Genomic DNA, 15613 nt, shown 5'->3' on the forward strand with positions numbered 1-15613 from the left:
TGGAATGGCCCTGAGCGGCTCTTCCGTCCGTGCAGGACCGGCCGATCAGCCGGGAGAAACGGCAATCCCCTGCCTCGAGGGCTGTCACTCCTGTCCGCGAAGCGGGTACGCGTCGGGCCGGTCGCCTTCGGCAGGGCTGCGGTCGATGTCGGCATGGATGACCGCCCGGAACTCCTGATCCGGAACGGGCCTGGTCGAGATGGAGCTCGCAAGCCACAGCCCCACGATCCGCTCCGCCGCCGTCCTCGCTGCTTCCCGGTCGTCGGCAGTGATCTCGATCTTGACCAGGCCGCGCGGATGAGTGTCGTTCTCAGTCACGCGGTGTCCAACGGAGACCGCACTCAGCCGTACCGCCGATATCCAGCCATTGCCTGGCCAAGCATGATGCTGTCGACAGTCCCGGACTGGGCGCTGTCGGCACCAATGGCGCACTCGATGCCGTCAGACAGCAGATCGCGCGGGCGGTACCACTCACGTAGTCCCGTCTCGTTCAGGTCGTGGGCGATCGGCTTGGTGGCATGTTGGGCAGGAGTCTCGTCGAAGCGCACGTCCAGGTCGTTGCCGCGGGGCGCGCCACGATAATCAGCGCGCTTCGCCCAGGACTGGCAGGGCGCAGTCAGAGGCGCGCCACCACCCACTGACGGGGACGCAGAGCGCGTACACTCCCTCGACCGAGCACACCAGGGTCGATGTCTCGGCCCTCTATGCGGTCGTCACCGATGGCGACAGCTCCGCGGGCCGAAGTCGTCGCGCAGGTGTGATCTGGACCCGTACCGCATGCACGTCAGGAGCCCGCCCATGCACCGCTTCGATACCGAGACGCTGACGGCGGGCCGGTGGCGCAACGGCGGAGGCACGACCAGGGAGATCGCCTCGTGGCCGGCGGGCACCGAGGAGTTCGGATGGCGCGCGAGCGTCGCCGACATCGACCGGGACGGTCCGTTCTCAGCGTTCCCAGGCATCGACCGGACGCTCACCCTTCTGGCCGGCGACGGCGTGCGGCTAGCCTGCCCGGGGGCGTTCGACCGGCTGCTTACACGCGCGGGCGAGCCGTTCGCCTTCTCCGGCGACCACGCGCTGGCCGCCGAACTGCCGGGCGGCGCCTGCCGGGTGCTCAACATCATGGTGCGGCGCGACCGCTGGACCGCCCAGGTGGACCAGGTCTCCGGCCCACTCGTACCGCCCGTCGGGCACGCCGGAGTGGTCTATGTGCTGCGCGGCCGATGGCAGGCCGGGACGAACGAGCGTGTCCTGGCACCCGGCCAGGGCGTGTGGTGGACAGAGGACACCAACGCCTCGGGCCAGGCTGTCACGCCACTCTCGCCCGACGCCACCGCCCTATGGGCAGACATTGCCCCGACAGCCTGACCCTGGTCACCCAAACAACGACGCCCCCTGCATCGGACCAGGTCCCCTAAGGCCCACACAGGGCAGGGTTCGAGGCGAAGACAGCACACGTGAGACAAGGGGGCTCGTGAACACGTACCAAGCGGACGAAGCTACCTCGAAGCTGGTCCCGCCCGGGCGGGGCTGGGCTCTGACGCCGGACCTGCTCACGCAGACGTCCGGTCCGAGTGAGGGCCGGCAAGGCGTACTACTCCCGCAGCGACCGTGCCGACCTGAGTAGGTGTGGAATCGAAGCAACGATTCCGGTGCGTGCCGAACGCGTCCGTACCCGGCACAAGCGCGGCTCCCGGGGGAACCAGCAGCGGCGCTGCCGAAGCGGCACGGTTAGGCGTCATGGGCCAAGTGTCGCCACCGCCACTGACATCCAGCCAGGAATTCCGGGCGGCATCAGCCCGCTCGGGCAGCCAAACCTCGTCAGGGCAACCGGGAGCATGACGCGATCGAATGCCCTTCGCCTGGGAGATCCGGGTTCTGTTTAGCCCGACGGCCGAAAAGATCCTGCCGGCCCTGGACTGTTGGATGAATCTCAGCGTGGTGTTGAGGCGGGGCGACAGCGACTTTCCCATTGCTCTCGGGCTCTGGTCAGGTCTGGTTCCTGTCTAGCCCTTCGTCTGCGACGACACGGTGAACACGAGCCAGTCGTAGAGCCGTTCTTCGCTCAGAGCGTCTCGACGTGAGGGCTCAGCCACGGCAACTGCCACAGTTCCAGTGCTCCGCTGCATCCGTCATGCTGAAACCGGGCGCCCAGGCACCTACACCGTTGACGTGACCGCGTCCGGCGGGCCAGGCGACATCGCCCAGCGAATGCCCGTGGTCGCCATCCGCCCGCCCAGACGCGCGGCCGCCCTTGCCGGCCGGGTGAGCGAGGGAAGACCCAGCTGCCCAAGTGCCCACGACGGCAGCAGCTCCACCGCACTGGCCGCGAGCAGCGCATACGGCGCCCGAGCCTGCCAGGGGATCGGGGGACTCAACAACAAGAACCGGGCAGTCTTCCGAGCTTCAGGGGTTCCCTCGAGCTCGCCGCGGTACGCCTCCAGCCGCCGAGCCAACTCGGCCACGCTCCGGGGCGGTCGCTCCACGCCCAGTTCCTCCGCGATCCGGGCCATGTCCGCCACATAGCCGTCGTAGCCCGCGGGATCGAGCGGGGACACCCCGTAGCACCGGTGCGCCCGCAGGAAGCTGTCGACCTCAGCCACATGTACCCAGCCCAGCAGATACGGATCGGCCGCGTGGTACGCCCGGCCGTCCGGCGTCGTCCCTCGCACCCGCTCGTGGACCGCACGAACGCGCTCCACCGCGCACCGCGCGTCATCGGCCGTACCGAACGTCGTGACCGCGAGAAACGTACTTGTCCGCTGCAACCTGCCCCACGGGTCGCCCCGGAACCCCGAATGTGCCATCACGGCCGCCATGGCAAGCGGGTGCAGCGACTGCAGCAGCAGCGCCGACAGACCCCCGGCAAACATCGCCGCGTCACCGTGGACCGTACGGATCGGACGGTCGGGGCCGAACCACCGGGGTCCCGGCGTCTCATGGATGCGGGCACGCGTCCTCTCGCCCGAAGGGCCGGCGACGCGCCGGAAGAGCTCGCTGCCGAGCCGTTCCCTCAGGTCGTCCACAGTGGGAGGCAGCCATCCCATGCGGTCAGTATGCGCCCGCCACGACGTAAATCAGCGGGCACGGCCGGCACCGCTACAGGAAGTCAGCGACCGCGAACGATCCGCTACCTCACGAAGTCGGCCCGCCCGCCGAGGCGGCTGGTGTCCCCGGCACCATCCAACGGAACCGCCGGCCGCACGGCCGGCCTGTGTCGGCCCCGAGCAGGCGCCGACGATTGCCTCGGTGTCCCAGTAGAAGGGGCGGACTTCAGATATCCGCCCGTCAATGACCCTGATCGTCTGCAAGATCGGGAATGTGAGCTCTCGACCAGTGGCACGAACACGAGCGCGAACCTCGGTGAGCACCACCGCAGTCTCGCCGGTGGCGAGGAACTCCTGCTCCGCCATCTCGAACGATTCCCACACCTGGCTCATCGCGAGGAAGAACCTTTCCATGCCCTCGTGCCCACGCCAGGTTCCGCCGTAGGGCAGAGCATCGGCTTGATACAGCACGACATCAGGAGCGAAGAAAGGAGCAAGCAGGTCGAACGGAGCCTCGCCCGGGCCTCCGGCCGCCAGATACTCCACCTCGGCCGCATACATGCCAGTGAGGACGGTTACCGAGTCTGTCGCAGAGGGATTCGTCATGCCGCAAGCGTGGTCAATCGAGACGGACCACGCTGGCGGCAATCAGACATTGACCTGGCGCCGTTGTCAGTACCAGCACGCCGAACGGCCAGGGCGCGGCCCTCCCTGCCCGTGTTCAACGCTGAGCCTCGCCCGGACACCGGTGTCCGCCGCTCTCAGCGGCCAGGAGACGCACTTCCGACGACGCCGGCTGTGGCCCATGACGCGGGCTGCCAGGTCACCTGTCTGCCCGGGCTGACGATGCGGCGGATCGCCGGCCTCTACCCCGGCGAGGCCATGACCGACGCCCGCGACGCGTTCATCATCGCGGACGCCGCCCGCGCAATGCCGCACACCCTGCGGTCCATCGAACTCAGCGATGAGACGGTCGCCGAGCTTCAGATGATCGTCGGCTCCGATGACGACCTGGGGCGAAGACACCCGGGTCGGGAACCGGCTCCGCGGGTTGCTGACCCAGGTCCACCCGCACCTGGAAGGAGTTGTCGGTCCACGGGTCCAGCACCCGGCCGTCCTGACCCCCTCATCCCCTGTGGCCTGCGGTCATCGATGACACTCGCCGCCCACATGAGTGACGGCATGACACCACGAGCAGGACCAGATCACCTCTTCCCCGCCGTCGGCGGCGCCGGCCACCGCCACATCACCTGGCCACACACATCGCACTCCACATGCGGATCCTCACGCGTCAGCGCGGCCCTCCCAAGCGGCTGACATCGCGCCAGTCATCAACACCCCAGCCAGAACAAAACGCCCTTTGGGCATCACTGAGCCGGCGTGCGCTCCTCGGCGTAGCGGGCCAGCCCTCCCGCCATGCCGTGCATGAACTTCTGGAGGTAGCGGGGCATGACCCAGCCCATCAGCCAGCTCGTCTCGTACTCTCCGTACCAGTGGATGACCGTGCCCGAGCGCGCTGTCGGCTTCAGCTCGATGCGCGCGTGATAGTTGTGCATCGACGAATTGAACGCGTCTTCGTAGGCCAAGAGGCTTCGCTCGACCTTCTCGGTCAGCCGCTCCCCGGTCACCACGCGTCCCGTGCGAAAGGCCCGGACGGCACCGACGCCGTCGTCGCCGCCGGGGTCGAGGCCGACCGAACGTGTTGTGTCCAGACTGTCCACCTTGGACCACAGCGGCCAGCTTGCAGCGTCGACCAGCAGCTTCCAGACGATTTCCGGCGAGGCGCTGGTCGTCACTGTGACGTCGTATTCGTGCATCGTAGGGGGCTCCTGTGAGTCGATGCGGGCGGCGTCCTCGCCCAGCAAGACGCGGTCGGCACGGTGGCGGTTGGCCAAGCACGCGTTGATTTGCTGGGGTGAGAGCCAGTCCGCGAACTGGGTGGTGATGTTCGATGGAGGGGCCCGCCCCAAGCTGCCTCTCGCCGCCTTGGTGGCGTGGTCATCCGCCGAGGGAACACATGGGCTCGGTGGTGACGAACCTGACGGTTGCCACCGTGTGCGCGGATCGGAAGAAGCGGCGCGGCAATGGCCGTGGTGCTGAGGCCACGTGTTCCTGTCCTGGAGAAGGCAGATCAACGGCCGGTGGTGTCGTCGATGAGTTCGCGGAGGATGTCCGCGTGGCCCGCGTGCCGGCCGGTCTCTTCGATCAGGTGAGTGAGTGCCCAGCGGATGCTGGGAGCGGGGCGGTCCGGCCGCGGTCGGGGGACCGGCGCTCCGAGATCGGTGCACGTGTCGAGAACGTCGTTCGCGCGCCTGACCGCATCTCGGTAGCGGGCGACGACATCGGCCGCGCTGTCCGCCTGCGCGGCTTGGAACGTCGCCTGCCAGTCGGTGACGTCGACCCCGAGGAACATCGAGCGCTCGACGAAGGTCAGGTGGTTGAGCAGGCCGAGCAGGTTCGTGCCTGACGGCACTGCGGCTGTTCGCACCTGTGGTTCGGGGGCGCCGTCGACCTTCGCGGCGATCGAGGTCCGTAGGTAGTCGAGGAATCCGCGCAGGACCTCGGTCTCGTTGCTTCCGGTCCGTGGCGGCGGGGTGTCGCGGCGCGTGGTGCTGCGCATCCGTGGGCTCCGTTCCTCTGTCGGGGCGGACGGTAGGCGGCCGCCGTGTCAGGCGGCGCGGCGGATGAGGAGAACGTGGTCGGTGACCTCGGCGGTGCGCCCGTCTGGTCCGGTCGCGATCCGGCGAGGTGCGTCGGCTCGCTCGACCGTCCATGTCTGCGGGGCCAGGTCGATTCCCGCGGCGACTTCCCGTGGGCTCGGGTAGTGAAGGTCGGGATCCTGGTTCCACGACCACGGCGCGGCCGAGCCGTGGTCGACGACCAGCAGTCGCCCGCCCGGGCGCAGTGCGAGCGCGGCCGAACGCAGGACGGCTGCCCGGTCCAGGCCAAAGGGGGTGTGCAGGTAGTGGGCGCAGATCAGGTCGAATCCGCCGGGCGGGAAGGACTCGTGCAAGTCAGCCCGCCGGATCGTGACGCGGTCACCGAGGCCATGTGAGCGGGCGAGGGCGGCGAGCTGTTCGAGCGCCACTGCCGAGATGTCGACAGCGGTGACGTTCCACCCCAGGCGGGCGAGCCACAACGCGTCGCCGCCGTCGCCGCATCCGAGGTCCAACGCGTCACCGGGCGGCAGGTCCGTCACTGTCTCGGCGAGGCGTGCATTCGGCTGCCGTCCGCCGGCTGCCGATCGGGCCGCGTAGACGTCGTCCCAGAAGGCGACCGCATCGGTGCTGCTCATCGAGGCTCCTTGTGTCGGTAGGCACTCAGTCTTGCCAGGCACGCCACGGTCTGGCACGGAATCTTGCGGTTACGGCAAGATGGTTCGATGGATCGCAGGACGGACGACGACGTACTTGACGCGGTGGGTCCCCGACTTCGTGCGCTGCGTCGTGCTCGCGGCATCACTCTTGCCGACCTCTCGGCGACGACCGGAGTGTCGGAGAGCACTCTGTCCCGGCTGGAGAACGGGCAGCGCCGGCCGAGCCTGGAGTTGCTGCTGCCGCTGGCCCGTACCTATGACGTTCCGTTGGACGACCTCGTCGGCGCCCCGCGCAGTGGCGACCCCCGGATACACCTCAAGCCGATCAGGCGGTTCGGGATGACGTTCGTGCCCCTGTCCCGACGACCAGGCGGGGTGCACGCGTTCAAGATGATCATCCCTGCCGAGCCGACACCACTTGAGCCGACCCCGCAGACCCACGAAGGCTTCGAATGGCTCTACGTGCTCAGCGGACGCCTGCGGCTCGTGATCGGCGAGCGCGACCTGACGCTGTCGCCCGGTGAGGCAGCCGAGTTCGACACGTCCCTGCCCCACTGGCTGGGCAGTGCTGACGGCGGCGTGGTCGAGCTTCTCGTCCTGTTCGGCCAGCAAGGGGTGCGTGCGCACGTACGCACCACCCCTCATTGATCGCCGCAGGCCGGGCCGGTGGCGAACTCAGCGCGAAGTTCTGCATGCGCGTCGGTGACGCCGGCTTGTTCAAGGAAGACGACGAGGTGGCGGTCGCTGTAGGCGACGCCCGGGGATGTCACGCCGAGCAGTTGGCTTCAGCGATCGAACACAGGCCTCCGACCTCCCCCGTGGCCAACAACCCTGCCTACGTGACAGCTGGGCACGTTCGGCTCATGAACCGGTTTTCGACCTGGGATGTTCCTGGTTTCTAGAAGTCCAAGTCGAGGTAGTCGATGTTGTTGATGGCCACGTCCGAGAGTCCCATGGCGCGGCTTCCGTCGTCCTGGAAATACACCTCCTTGAACCCTTCGGCGATGATTCCGCGCATCTGCTGGTCGCTGGCGCCTTGGTCGCGGGCTTCGAACAGGCGTTGCGCGTATGCCGGAGGGAGGTGGACTGTCAGGCGGCGAAAACGACCGTCGTCGGTGGTGCCGACCGGAGCGGTGTAGCCGAACTGGGCCCGCGTCTCCACGGTGATGCCGGTACTGACTGCAGCTTGCTTCCGGCGGCGCTTGCGGACCTGGGGCTGCCAGCGAGACCGTACGGCGGCGTCGATCTTCGCAGCGACGTCCTTGGGCGGGTTCTTCCGCGTGCCGCGCCGGTAGCGGTTGACCGAGTCGGCGGTGACGCCGACCTCTTCCCCGATCTCCTTCGCGCTGAGGTACTTGAGCAGGAAGTTGACGCGGCCCTGGGTGGTCTTGGGCGGCTCCCGGGTGAACGCCTCCTGGTCGGCACGCTCCAGCGCGTCCTCGATCTCTCCCACGCGTCACTCCCCTTCGTCGAGGACGGCGTCGCCACCCTTGATGTGGCGGGCGGGGTTGAGGCCTTGCTCCATCAGGTCGACCGCCCACAGCATCGACTGGACGCCCTCCAGCTTCGCCAGCCCGGGAGTGGGCCCGAGGCGGAAGCCGCCCGGCTGAGGCTTGCCCGACGCCGCATAGGGGAGGAAGTCGAGCGGGCTTTCGCCCGGCGAGGGGTAGACGACGCAGTCGGACAGCACGGCGAGCGGGTACAGGCCTGTCATCGTCGTCATGTTGCGCAGCTTGCGGTGCATGTTGACGCGGGCCTTGGAGATGATGGCGGCGCGGATGTCGGGGCGCCAGGTCGGCCGTTCCAGCGCCGGCCACCGTTCGCCCTCTTTGTAGTGGCGGCCCTGCGGGCGCTCGCGGAGCTTGCCCACGCCGCCCTTGACCGTGGCCTTGATGGCTGCCAGGACGGCGACCAGGGCGGGGTCGGCCTGCTTGTGCCGCTCCATCGCGGCGAGGAACTGCCGGTCGTCCAGGTCCCGGGTGACGCCGAGGTCGGCGAGGGTGTCGACGTACGCCGTCTTGAGGCGGTCGTGCCACGGGTCCAGGTACGCCCCGGTCTCCCGCCGCAGGTACGCCTCGATCGGGTGGACGTCGAAGCCGAGCTCCTGGGCGTAGGCCACGGTGTGCGTCTGGTACCAGGCCGGACCCGTCGGGCGGGTGCCGTCCGGGGTGAACGGCGACGGCAGACGCGGGTCCAGCTCGATGTCGGACAGGTCGACCAGCCAGGAGCCGGGGATCTTCGGGTTGAACCTGGGGGCGTTGAAGTGGTCCGGTCCGGACAGACCGACGACCAGGCGGGCCGCGGCGGCGAGGAACGCGGTGTTGAGGTCCAGGCCGACCGCGAACGGCAGCAGGCACTCCTGATCACTGAGCAGGTCCACCGGGCGCACCCATTGGTACGCCTCCTCGTTGAGGAAGCCGCCGCTCCAGCCGGAGTTCACGACCACGGGGTGTTCCTGGGTGGCCTCCGGCGGCGCCGGGTCCATCGGCTCCGTGCCCAGCGAGCCGGGGTTGTGGCCGGGCACCCAGTTCCCGGTCTCCGCGTCCTGTACGGCCTTGGTGGGCGGGCGCAGCGCCGTCATCAGCTCCAGGCCCGAGACGGCCGTTGAGCCGCGCGGGGTGATGACTCGGGTCGCGTAGACGCCCAGGACGCGGGCGACATCGGCCGGCTCCATGTCCGCGACGCCCGGCCAGGACCGCTCGTCGAGGGCATCCCAGGACAGAATCGCGAGCTGCACGCACTGCCGCTCACGCCCCTGCGCCTTGCGGTAGATCCGCGCCCACGGACCGAACCCGCGCTGCGTGAGCTGCCACTTCGCCTTCGCCACCTGCTTGACCACCGGGTGGTCGTCGGGCAGACGGAGGGAGCGGCGCTGCTCGTGGCCCTCCAGACGCTCAGGCAGCCCCAGCTTCACTGCGGCCGCGGCGGTGAGCACGATCAGCGGGTCGCTGTCCTTTCCGTAGCGGTGCAGCTTCGGCGCACCGAGACCGGATTCACGCAGCGTCCACTCCACCAGCTCCGGGACGGTGCTCGCCGGGCAGTTCAGCACGATGCCGTCGATGCCGTACGCGGAGCCGTCGCCATCGAGCACGGCGAGCGGTCCGTGCGAGAAGCGCGGGTCCAGGGCTGGCTTCGCCGCCTTCGTCGCGGACGGGCGGCGCAACGACGCCGGACGCGCGGCTGGGCGCTCCGGCGCGGCCGGTGGGGCAGATGCCTCCACCGGCGCGGCAGGCTCCGCCTCGGGCGTCTCGGGTGTGGCGGCCGGGCTCGTGAAGGTATCCGGGACTGGGGTCGGCTGCGGCCCTGTGGCCGGGGTGGGCGCGGCGTTGGGGGCGCCGTGCGCGGGGTACTTCGCCGCCCAGCCGTTCAAGAGCCGCTGGTAGGCCTCCAGGCGAGGCGACTTCGGCTCGGAGCGGCCGTTCTCCCAGTTCTTGATGCTCTGCGTCGACGTCTTCAACGCGACCGCGAGGCGGGCCTGGGTGATGCCGGCAGCCTCACGCAGTCGGGCGCGGTCCGCAGGGGCCGGGAGCTGCGGCTCCTCATCCAGCAGCGCGTCGACCGACGCGAACAGCTCTTCTTCTGATGCCATGCCACTACCTCCAGTCTGGACAGTAGCAGACTTTACCCTTGAGTTTAACTCGAACATTTAACCCACTCGGAACTCCGTTGATATGACGTCAGCGGAACACAGCAGGTCTTCGAGAAGCAGCAATATCTGCCCGGGGAGGGCCTACCGGCGCTCACTGCGGACTGCGTCGGCACTGCTCGCACACGCGACGGAAGACGCCTCAGCTGGAAGACTCGCCGAAGCCACCTACACGGCGATCCTCGACAGCGCACGGCTGCGGACCGCAATCGGTCCCAGAGGGCTGTGCATTGGCGGGGAGCGGGCCATCTCGGGACCACCAGCCGACGGGTCTCACTCGATGGTTTCGCCGGGGCGTGGTCTCCGCTGTCGGGCCTGGCGGCGTTCGCTTCGCCAGCCCGGCGATCTCTGGCAAACAAGGCACAGACGGCCGGACCTACGCGAGATCGCGATCGGCTTGGTAGAGCCGTGGGCGGGCGGCAGCCGCTGACGAGAACCGGCCGGGCCCGTCAGTTCCTGAAATCCACCCGCGGCCGACCGTTATGGCGCAGCCGGAGCCGCCGCCGTGGGTGCGACCGCAGCACCGGATGGAGGGTCCAGCCCCGAGCTGACGCGACGCGCAGGACGTATCCGGCGCCGGCGCCCCGGAAGTAGTGTGCTCCGAGTTCCATATCGCGGTGGTATTCGCGACGGTACTGAGAGGTTTCCACTCGCTGGGTCTGCTTCTCGATGCGCCGATCAACGCGCGCCTGGTGGTACGCCGTGTCGCCCTCCCGCACCAACGCCACCGGGGTCACGCACCAGAGGGGGACGAACGGCACCCGGCCCAGGGTGGCGTCCAGCACCCGTATCGCGCCGTTCTCGGCACGCGGCATCATGTAGACGATCAGCTCGGCCACCATAGCTACGCCATAGGTGCAGATGGCGAAGAAGATCCACACCACCCACCACAGCGGTATGAACACCAAGGTCAAGGGAAGAAGCAACAGCCAGCGCACCGCGGCTGGGCGGACTGGAAGAGGCCCCCAGGCCGGGTCGTCGTAGTCATGCACGGACCGTGTCTTCCCCTCAGGTTCGCCATCCCTTGACGGTGCGCCCGAGTGTACGCCGGGGGTCGACTCGCCCAGAGCGGCGGACCGTACCGGCGCTGTCATCAGCGCGGCCTCCGGCTGATGTTCAGCTTCCTCCCGGTCCCGTCGTCAGTGCGCCCGCAATACCCTTGCTGTAGAAGTGAGTTTGCGGCGTGCGGCGCTCCTCTGACGGTGCGGCTACCGGGCGCTGTCCGCGTCGTTGAACGCCGCAGGGCAGTGAGCCAGCCCTCGTGAACGTGTCGTCGGCGCCGCAGAAGTAGCAATTGGCGGCACCACGGCACACGTGTCGGTGCCTGTCCTGGAACGGGGGCGTCGTGCGTCGAAATCCTCTGCGCCCCCGAGCGTCCCGTACGACCCGAGGCTCCTCCTGCCCCCTCGACCCCACCACGGTCGTGCAGACATCCCTCTTGGCAAGCCGTTGGGATGGAGTCGGAAGGGGAACTCCCCGGCTCTTTCACGCGTTGCGGAGGACGATGCGATCGTTGGCATGTGACACGGACGGCGGCGGCGCCGTCTTCGGGGGAAGTGAGCAACCGATGGCCATGGTGGGCCTGTTCTGGATAGCCGAAGGCGACGTGTACGTGGGCGCGAAGCCGACCGGTCTGGCTCCCGGGGTACGCCTGACCCCCGAAGCCGTGGTGGCTCTCGGGGAAAGCCAGTCCAACGTCTATTTGTGGGAGGACGTGCACGCCCTGACGATGACGTGCGTCCCCGTGAAATCGCTGAAGCGCCAGATCGGCGCAGTCACGGAAATAGCTCTGGACACGGTGGTGAACCTGGCTATGCCCGGCGGCCCGGGCCCGATGGGCGGGGGCCCGGCGATGATGACGGTGCGCGTGGAATCTCGCGACGGCGACAACGAACTGTCGGCCTATGTGGCCGCCGCCGTCGGCTACTCCCCCACTGAGGTCGAGCTCTCCCAAGCTCTCCTGTCTCGCCTCACGGAGGGCGCCGCGACGATGGCCACGACGCTGGCTGCGATGTCGGAGTGGGGGCGCGCGTGGGAGGGAGGCTCTCCCCGGGGAGCGCAGCGGGAAGAGCTGTTGCGGCGATGGGTGGGCTAGCCGGTCCGGAACGGATCCGGACGATGCCGCGGCAGCGGTGGCATCCGCGCTTGTCGTGCCCGATGGTGGCGATGCCACGGACCTGTTCCACAGTGTTGACCGCAACGTGGGAGCCGGCACTGTAGATCCGGCCTGCACTCCTGCACCTTCGGAAGATCACGGGCTGGATCGCCCACGATGGCCTGTGCACACCGGGGTCGTCGCCTGGGTCTATGCGGCAAGGACGTCCGGGCAAGTCGAGTCGACCGTGCGTTCGACGAACGTGGTGGCAGGATGCAGGAATGTCGATGGAACGTGATGCTGCTTCGGGGCTGGGTGCCCCCGATCCTGGGTCCTGGCCGAGTGCAGCGGGGATCCCCGGTGATCTGCTGGTGGCCAAGGAGCTGGTGTATGACCCCAGCGGGTTCACGTGCTCGCGCCCGGCGCCCGAGGCCGAGAGCGCCGAGTACGGGGCATGCGCGTTCACGCTGGACGGCTTCTCGGTCAGGTTTCGCGTCGCCAAGACGACTCCGACGAAAGCCGGTCAGTTCGTCACTGTGTGGAAGAGGTCCGCAAGCGGGCCGATCCAGCCCTTCGACGCCGAAGATCCCGTTGATCTTTTCGTCATCAGCACGCGCGAGGGCCCACGCTTCGGGCAGTTCGTGTTCCCGCGCGAGGTGCTCTGTGAACGGGACATCGTGTCAAGGAACGGATCCGGCGGGAAGCGGGCATTCCGTGTCTACCCGCCGTGGGTAACGACCACCAGCCGCCAAGCCCGCACCACGCAGGCCTGGCAGTTGAACCACTTTCTTCATGTGCCCGAACACGAGCCCGTCGACATCGCCCGGGCCTGTGCCCTGTATCGCCCCGGCGGCTAGCAGGAGGCGCCGGGAAAACCTGTCCTGGCGTGCTTACGCCCCGCTGGCAGGCCGCCGGGGAGCTCGTCGCGAACCTCGCCCGAATATCACAACGGAGTAGCGGCGGGCTCGGCACGGTCCGTCAACCGAGGATCCCAAGTTCGGAGTCGGGTGGGCATATCTCGCAGGCCCGGATCCCGCCAGCCGTGGGGCAGTCCGCTTCTGTGGGGCGGTAGAGGCGATGAGCGACATCGCGGAGGCGGCGGGAGGGAGCGCGGGTTTCGCCGGAGGCAGGCACCCCGTTCAGTGCGGTGGCGGCTGCGGGTGCAGGGCGTTGCCGACCGAGCAGCCGCCCTCTCCGGGCATCCGCTGGATCCGGGGTGGCACCCAGACCTCTGTGGCGCCGGGGCCCACGCGGGCAAGAAGGCAGTCCTGCGCGTCGAAGCCGTTGCCCTTTACCGACAGGAGAACACCGACCCGGCCGTCCTCCGCCTTCACCTCGGTACGGATCGCCGGATCCAGGTCCAGGGCGGCGACAGTACGGCGCACCTCGGCCTCGTCCACCCGGCCGCCCTCCGGCACCCTGGGGAGCTTCATGCGGAGCTCCTCGGACGGCAACTGGGGCGGTTGGGGTGGCGGGGCGAAGGTCAGCCGCGGGCCATCCGGGCAGTCCACGTCACGGGGATCCTCACCCCACTCCGACTTGGGCGACACCCGCACCGCGAAACAGCGCTGCACGGCGACCTCCTGAGGGTCGAACAATCGGTTGTACGCCGCGCCGGACGTACGGACGACCACGTCGATGCCGTCCCCGTCGTGTGTCGAGGTACCCGTCACCTGCAATACGTCCACCCCGTCGATGCCGGAAGCAGAGCGCCCGACCTCCTCCGCCGTGCGCGGACGCTGGCTGTAGAGCCGTTCGCCTGCTTTCCTGGCCACCTCCCGCGCGGCGTCTGTCGCCTCGTCCTCGGAGTTCTGCATCACCCCGCAGCCGGCGGTGAACAACAACAACGGGGCGAGCAGCAGCAGTCGGCGCATGGGTCCACCCTTCCGGCGCCGGGCGCGGCGGGCACCCGCTCGCGTACTCAGACCGGCGTAGGTGATCGTACTCAGCCGGTGCGGCGGTCAGACGGCGGTGGGCCCCCTCCGTGAGGTTCGGGCGGCGGGGCGCACGCCTCGATCTCGATCTCATCCGGGGGCGAAGAGGCCGCAGAGCATCATCTTGGCGGCGTCGCCGCCGGCGGTCTCTCGGCGTTGCCGGCGTTCGGCAAGGCGGATGAGTTCCTCGGGTCAGGGGGTGCCAATGAGTTCACCAAGTTGCATGGCGAGCCACGGCTTGCGGCCGCCGGCCCGCATCTGGCCGCGCGCGATGGCCTTCCAGATCGGCGTCCGCCGGAAGGAGACCAGCAGGAATGCGGTCGGCTTCGCCGTGATCCTGCAGTCGTAGGCGCGCGGCGGTGCGTCACGGGTCACCGTCACCGCCCCGTCGTCGACGACGATCGCCAACCGCGGACCGCCCTTGACCACGAGGTCGAATGCGATGCTGACACCCCGCGCCTTCTCCTTGTCCAGAGCCAGCGTCATCATCGTCGGCATCGACTGACCGACCACCAGGCTCGCCTCGTCCGGGCCGATCCCCCACGGAAGTCGGGCGCCGCGCGCGATGTCGAGTCCGTGCACGAGGGTCTCGCTGAGCATCAGACCGGTCACCGTCGCCAGAGTGATCTCCTTCCCGTACCAGGGCACGGCGACGGCGGTGTCCGGCGCGAGGCCCTCTGTGACCCGCAGGAACGTCTCGCCTCGTTCGGCGACGAAGTCGCCCAGACGGGCGCGGTCGTCACTGCCGAAGAAGCTGATGGACGTCGCGTTCATGGCCGTGATCCGTTCGATGAACGGCCCGTCGCCCGGTGGCAGGATGCTGTCCCAGTCCACGGGCTCGTCGGGGGTGACTGTGGAGCAGAACCCGAGGTACACCGCTGCCAGGTGCGCACCGACGTCGCCCACAGTCCACACGGGGACGCCGGAGGGCGCGTCTCGGTCGGAGAGGTCGCGTAGCAGCCGAACCAGTCGTGGGATCGCGGCCCCCAGGGCGGCTCGGGTCTTGTTGTGCTCGGCTACGGGATCGAAACTCCGGTCGGCGCCCATGCCACTCCCCCATAGTGCGGACGGGCTCGCAGATTACCGCCGGGTAGCCCGGTGGCGATAGTGTTCTGAGCCGCCTCCCGCCGCTCAACCCTCGATCGGGCCCGACCATGGTCCGGGGTCCCCGCGAAGAACGCCTCCCAGAGTCCTCGGACGGGGAAGACGTGCGGCAGCTCGAACCTCACGCGGATGCAGTTCGACGCCTCCGCAACGCAATTGCCTCCGCCTGGTGCCCTTTGCCGAGGTCGTTCCCTGAGGATCGAACCGCTTGCATTGCCCGTCGATCATCAGGGTGCTGCCGGGCCCTGAGCCGGGATCGAGCAATGCCATTGATGGGGCACAGATCTGCTGCAGATGGCGCTGGGAGCCTGCCATGAAGTGGTCTCGGTCTCCCCTGCACGGCCAGTCTCGGTCCGCCGCGGGCCGCTGACTTGTGACCACCGCCGTTTCGCCTTGTTGGGGCACGCGGGATACCCATGGGGTTCCCGACTGCAGGTCTCCGATTGCCGCCATGGAGAGACTGCTTGATAG

15 protein-coding genes and 2 pseudogenes are annotated in these 15613 nt (G+C 68.6%); 5 read left to right on the forward strand and 12 right to left on the reverse strand.

The annotated features are described in order from the left end of the window. Window positions 1-84: 84 nt before the first annotated feature. Window positions 85-318 carry a hypothetical protein gene (locus tag ACFC0D_RS03180; protein WP_376430739.1) on the reverse strand — a complete coding sequence of 78 codons (234 nt, stop codon included), beginning with the start codon at window positions 316-318 and terminating at the stop codon, window positions 85-87. 23 nt (window positions 319-341) lie between these two features. Continuing rightward, window positions 342-548, reverse strand: a complete 207-nt coding sequence (locus tag ACFC0D_RS03185) for a hypothetical protein (protein WP_376430740.1) — start codon at window positions 546-548, stop codon at window positions 342-344. Between the two features lie 250 nt (window positions 549-798). Here ACFC0D_RS03185 and ACFC0D_RS03190 point away from each other — a divergent pair, with 250 nt between their 5' ends. Next, window positions 799-1368 carry a HutD family protein gene (locus ACFC0D_RS03190; RefSeq protein ID WP_376430741.1) on the forward strand — a complete coding sequence of 190 codons (570 nt, stop codon included), beginning with the start codon at window positions 799-801 and terminating at the stop codon, window positions 1366-1368. Window positions 1369-2159: 791 nt separating this feature from the next. Here the strand turns inward: ACFC0D_RS03190 and ACFC0D_RS03195 are convergent. Both ACFC0D_RS03195 and ACFC0D_RS03200 read right to left on the reverse strand, forming a co-directional pair. Next, window positions 2160-3047 (reverse strand): oxygenase MpaB family protein, encoded by an 888-nt coding sequence (locus ACFC0D_RS03195; RefSeq protein ID WP_376430742.1) that lies wholly within the window; start codon window positions 3045-3047, stop codon window positions 2160-2162. 168 nt (window positions 3048-3215) lie between these two features. Next, window positions 3216-3653: pseudogene (locus tag ACFC0D_RS03200) on the reverse strand (nuclear transport factor 2 family protein); the annotation flags it as partial. Between the two features lie 171 nt (window positions 3654-3824). Between ACFC0D_RS03200 and ACFC0D_RS03205 the strand changes: the two are divergent. Then, window positions 3825-4167: pseudogene (locus tag ACFC0D_RS03205) on the forward strand (transposase); the annotation flags it as partial. A gap of 247 nt (window positions 4168-4414) precedes the next feature. On the opposite strand, the gene ACFC0D_RS03210 reads toward ACFC0D_RS03205, so the two are convergent. The 3 genes from ACFC0D_RS03210 to ACFC0D_RS03220 form a co-directional block, all read right to left on the reverse strand. Further along, window positions 4415-4864 carry an SRPBCC family protein gene (locus ACFC0D_RS03210; RefSeq protein ID WP_376430743.1) on the reverse strand — a complete coding sequence of 150 codons (450 nt, stop codon included), beginning with the start codon at window positions 4862-4864 and terminating at the stop codon, window positions 4415-4417. A gap of 314 nt (window positions 4865-5178) precedes the next feature. After that, window positions 5179-5667, reverse strand: coding sequence for a DinB family protein (locus ACFC0D_RS03215; protein ID WP_376430744.1), 489 nt, complete (start codon window positions 5665-5667; stop codon window positions 5179-5181). Between the two features lie 48 nt (window positions 5668-5715). Continuing rightward, entirely contained in the window at window positions 5716-6342 is a 627-nt protein-coding gene (locus ACFC0D_RS03220) for a class I SAM-dependent methyltransferase (protein ID WP_376430745.1), read from the reverse strand. A gap of 87 nt (window positions 6343-6429) precedes the next feature. Here ACFC0D_RS03220 and ACFC0D_RS03225 point away from each other — a divergent pair, with 87 nt between their 5' ends. After that, window positions 6430-7011, forward strand: coding sequence for a helix-turn-helix domain-containing protein (locus ACFC0D_RS03225; protein ID WP_376430746.1), 582 nt, complete (start codon window positions 6430-6432; stop codon window positions 7009-7011). A 250-nt stretch (window positions 7012-7261) separates the two neighbouring features. Here the strand turns inward: ACFC0D_RS03225 and tpg are convergent, their stop codons facing one another. From tpg to ACFC0D_RS03240, 3 genes are all read right to left on the reverse strand, one after another. Then, the gene (gene tpg / locus ACFC0D_RS03230; RefSeq protein ID WP_376430747.1) at window positions 7262-7816 is read right to left on the reverse strand and encodes a telomere-protecting terminal protein Tpg; all 555 of its coding nucleotides are present in this window, start codon (window positions 7814-7816) and stop codon (window positions 7262-7264) included. Window positions 7817-7819: 3 nt separating this feature from the next. Then, the gene (gene tap, locus ACFC0D_RS03235; RefSeq protein ID WP_376430748.1) at window positions 7820-9952 is read right to left on the reverse strand and encodes a telomere-associated protein Tap; all 2133 of its coding nucleotides are present in this window, start codon (window positions 9950-9952) and stop codon (window positions 7820-7822) included. 506 nt (window positions 9953-10458) lie between these two features. Next, on the reverse strand, window positions 10459-11001 hold the full coding sequence (locus ACFC0D_RS03240) for a hypothetical protein (protein WP_376430749.1): 543 nt from the start codon (window positions 10999-11001) through the stop codon (window positions 10459-10461). Between the two features lie 575 nt (window positions 11002-11576). On the opposite strand from ACFC0D_RS03240, the gene ACFC0D_RS03245 reads away from it, so the two are divergent. Next, window positions 11577-12104, forward strand: coding sequence for a hypothetical protein (locus ACFC0D_RS03245; protein ID WP_376430750.1), 528 nt, complete (start codon window positions 11577-11579; stop codon window positions 12102-12104). A 287-nt stretch (window positions 12105-12391) separates the two neighbouring features. Then, window positions 12392-12961 carry a MepB family protein gene (locus tag ACFC0D_RS03250; protein ID WP_376430873.1) on the forward strand — a complete coding sequence of 190 codons (570 nt, stop codon included), beginning with the start codon at window positions 12392-12394 and terminating at the stop codon, window positions 12959-12961. Window positions 12962-13243: 282 nt separating this feature from the next. Here ACFC0D_RS03250 and ACFC0D_RS03255 read toward each other — a convergent pair whose 3' ends face one another. After that, on the reverse strand, window positions 13244-13978 hold the full coding sequence (locus ACFC0D_RS03255; RefSeq protein WP_376430751.1) for a translation initiation factor IF-2: 735 nt from the start codon (window positions 13976-13978) through the stop codon (window positions 13244-13246). Window positions 13979-14230: 252 nt separating this feature from the next. After that, on the reverse strand, window positions 14231-15085 hold the full coding sequence (locus ACFC0D_RS03260; RefSeq protein WP_376430752.1) for a maleylpyruvate isomerase N-terminal domain-containing protein: 855 nt from the start codon (window positions 15083-15085) through the stop codon (window positions 14231-14233). Window positions 15086-15613 lie beyond the last annotated feature (528 nt).

This window comes from Streptomyces sp. NPDC056222, from assembly GCF_042264065.1.
GTDB lineage: Bacteria > Actinomycetota > Actinomycetes > Streptomycetales > Streptomycetaceae > Streptomyces.

Excerpts from the sequence above, each read along its gene's own strand:
- ACFC0D_RS03195 (WP_376430742.1), bottom strand. The coding sequence starts at position 3,047 with ATGGGATGGCTGCCTCCCACTGTGGACGACCTGAGGGAACGGCTCGGC.
- ACFC0D_RS03245 (WP_376430750.1), top strand. The coding sequence starts at position 11,577 with ATGGCCATGGTGGGCCTGTTCTGGATAGCCGAAGGCGACGTGTACGTG.
- ACFC0D_RS03225 (WP_376430746.1), top strand. The coding sequence starts at position 6,430 with ATGGATCGCAGGACGGACGACGACGTACTTGACGCGGTGGGTCCCCGA.
- ACFC0D_RS03210 (WP_376430743.1), bottom strand. The coding sequence starts at position 4,864 with ATGCACGAATACGACGTCACAGTGACGACCAGCGCCTCGCCGGAAATC.
- ACFC0D_RS03215 (WP_376430744.1), bottom strand. The coding sequence starts at position 5,667 with ATGCGCAGCACCACGCGCCGCGACACCCCGCCGCCACGGACCGGAAGC.
- ACFC0D_RS03220 (WP_376430745.1), bottom strand. The coding sequence starts at position 6,342 with ATGAGCAGCACCGATGCGGTCGCCTTCTGGGACGACGTCTACGCGGCC.
- ACFC0D_RS03255 (WP_376430751.1), bottom strand. The coding sequence starts at position 13,978 with ATGCGCCGACTGCTGCTGCTCGCCCCGTTGTTGTTGTTCACCGCCGGC.
- ACFC0D_RS03190 (WP_376430741.1), top strand. The coding sequence starts at position 799 with ATGCACCGCTTCGATACCGAGACGCTGACGGCGGGCCGGTGGCGCAAC.
- ACFC0D_RS03250 (WP_376430873.1), top strand. The coding sequence starts at position 12,392 with ATGGAACGTGATGCTGCTTCGGGGCTGGGTGCCCCCGATCCTGGGTCC.
- ACFC0D_RS03260 (WP_376430752.1), bottom strand. The coding sequence starts at position 15,085 with ATGGGCGCCGACCGGAGTTTCGATCCCGTAGCCGAGCACAACAAGACC.
- tap (WP_376430748.1), bottom strand. The coding sequence starts at position 9,952 with ATGGCATCAGAAGAAGAGCTGTTCGCGTCGGTCGACGCGCTGCTGGAT.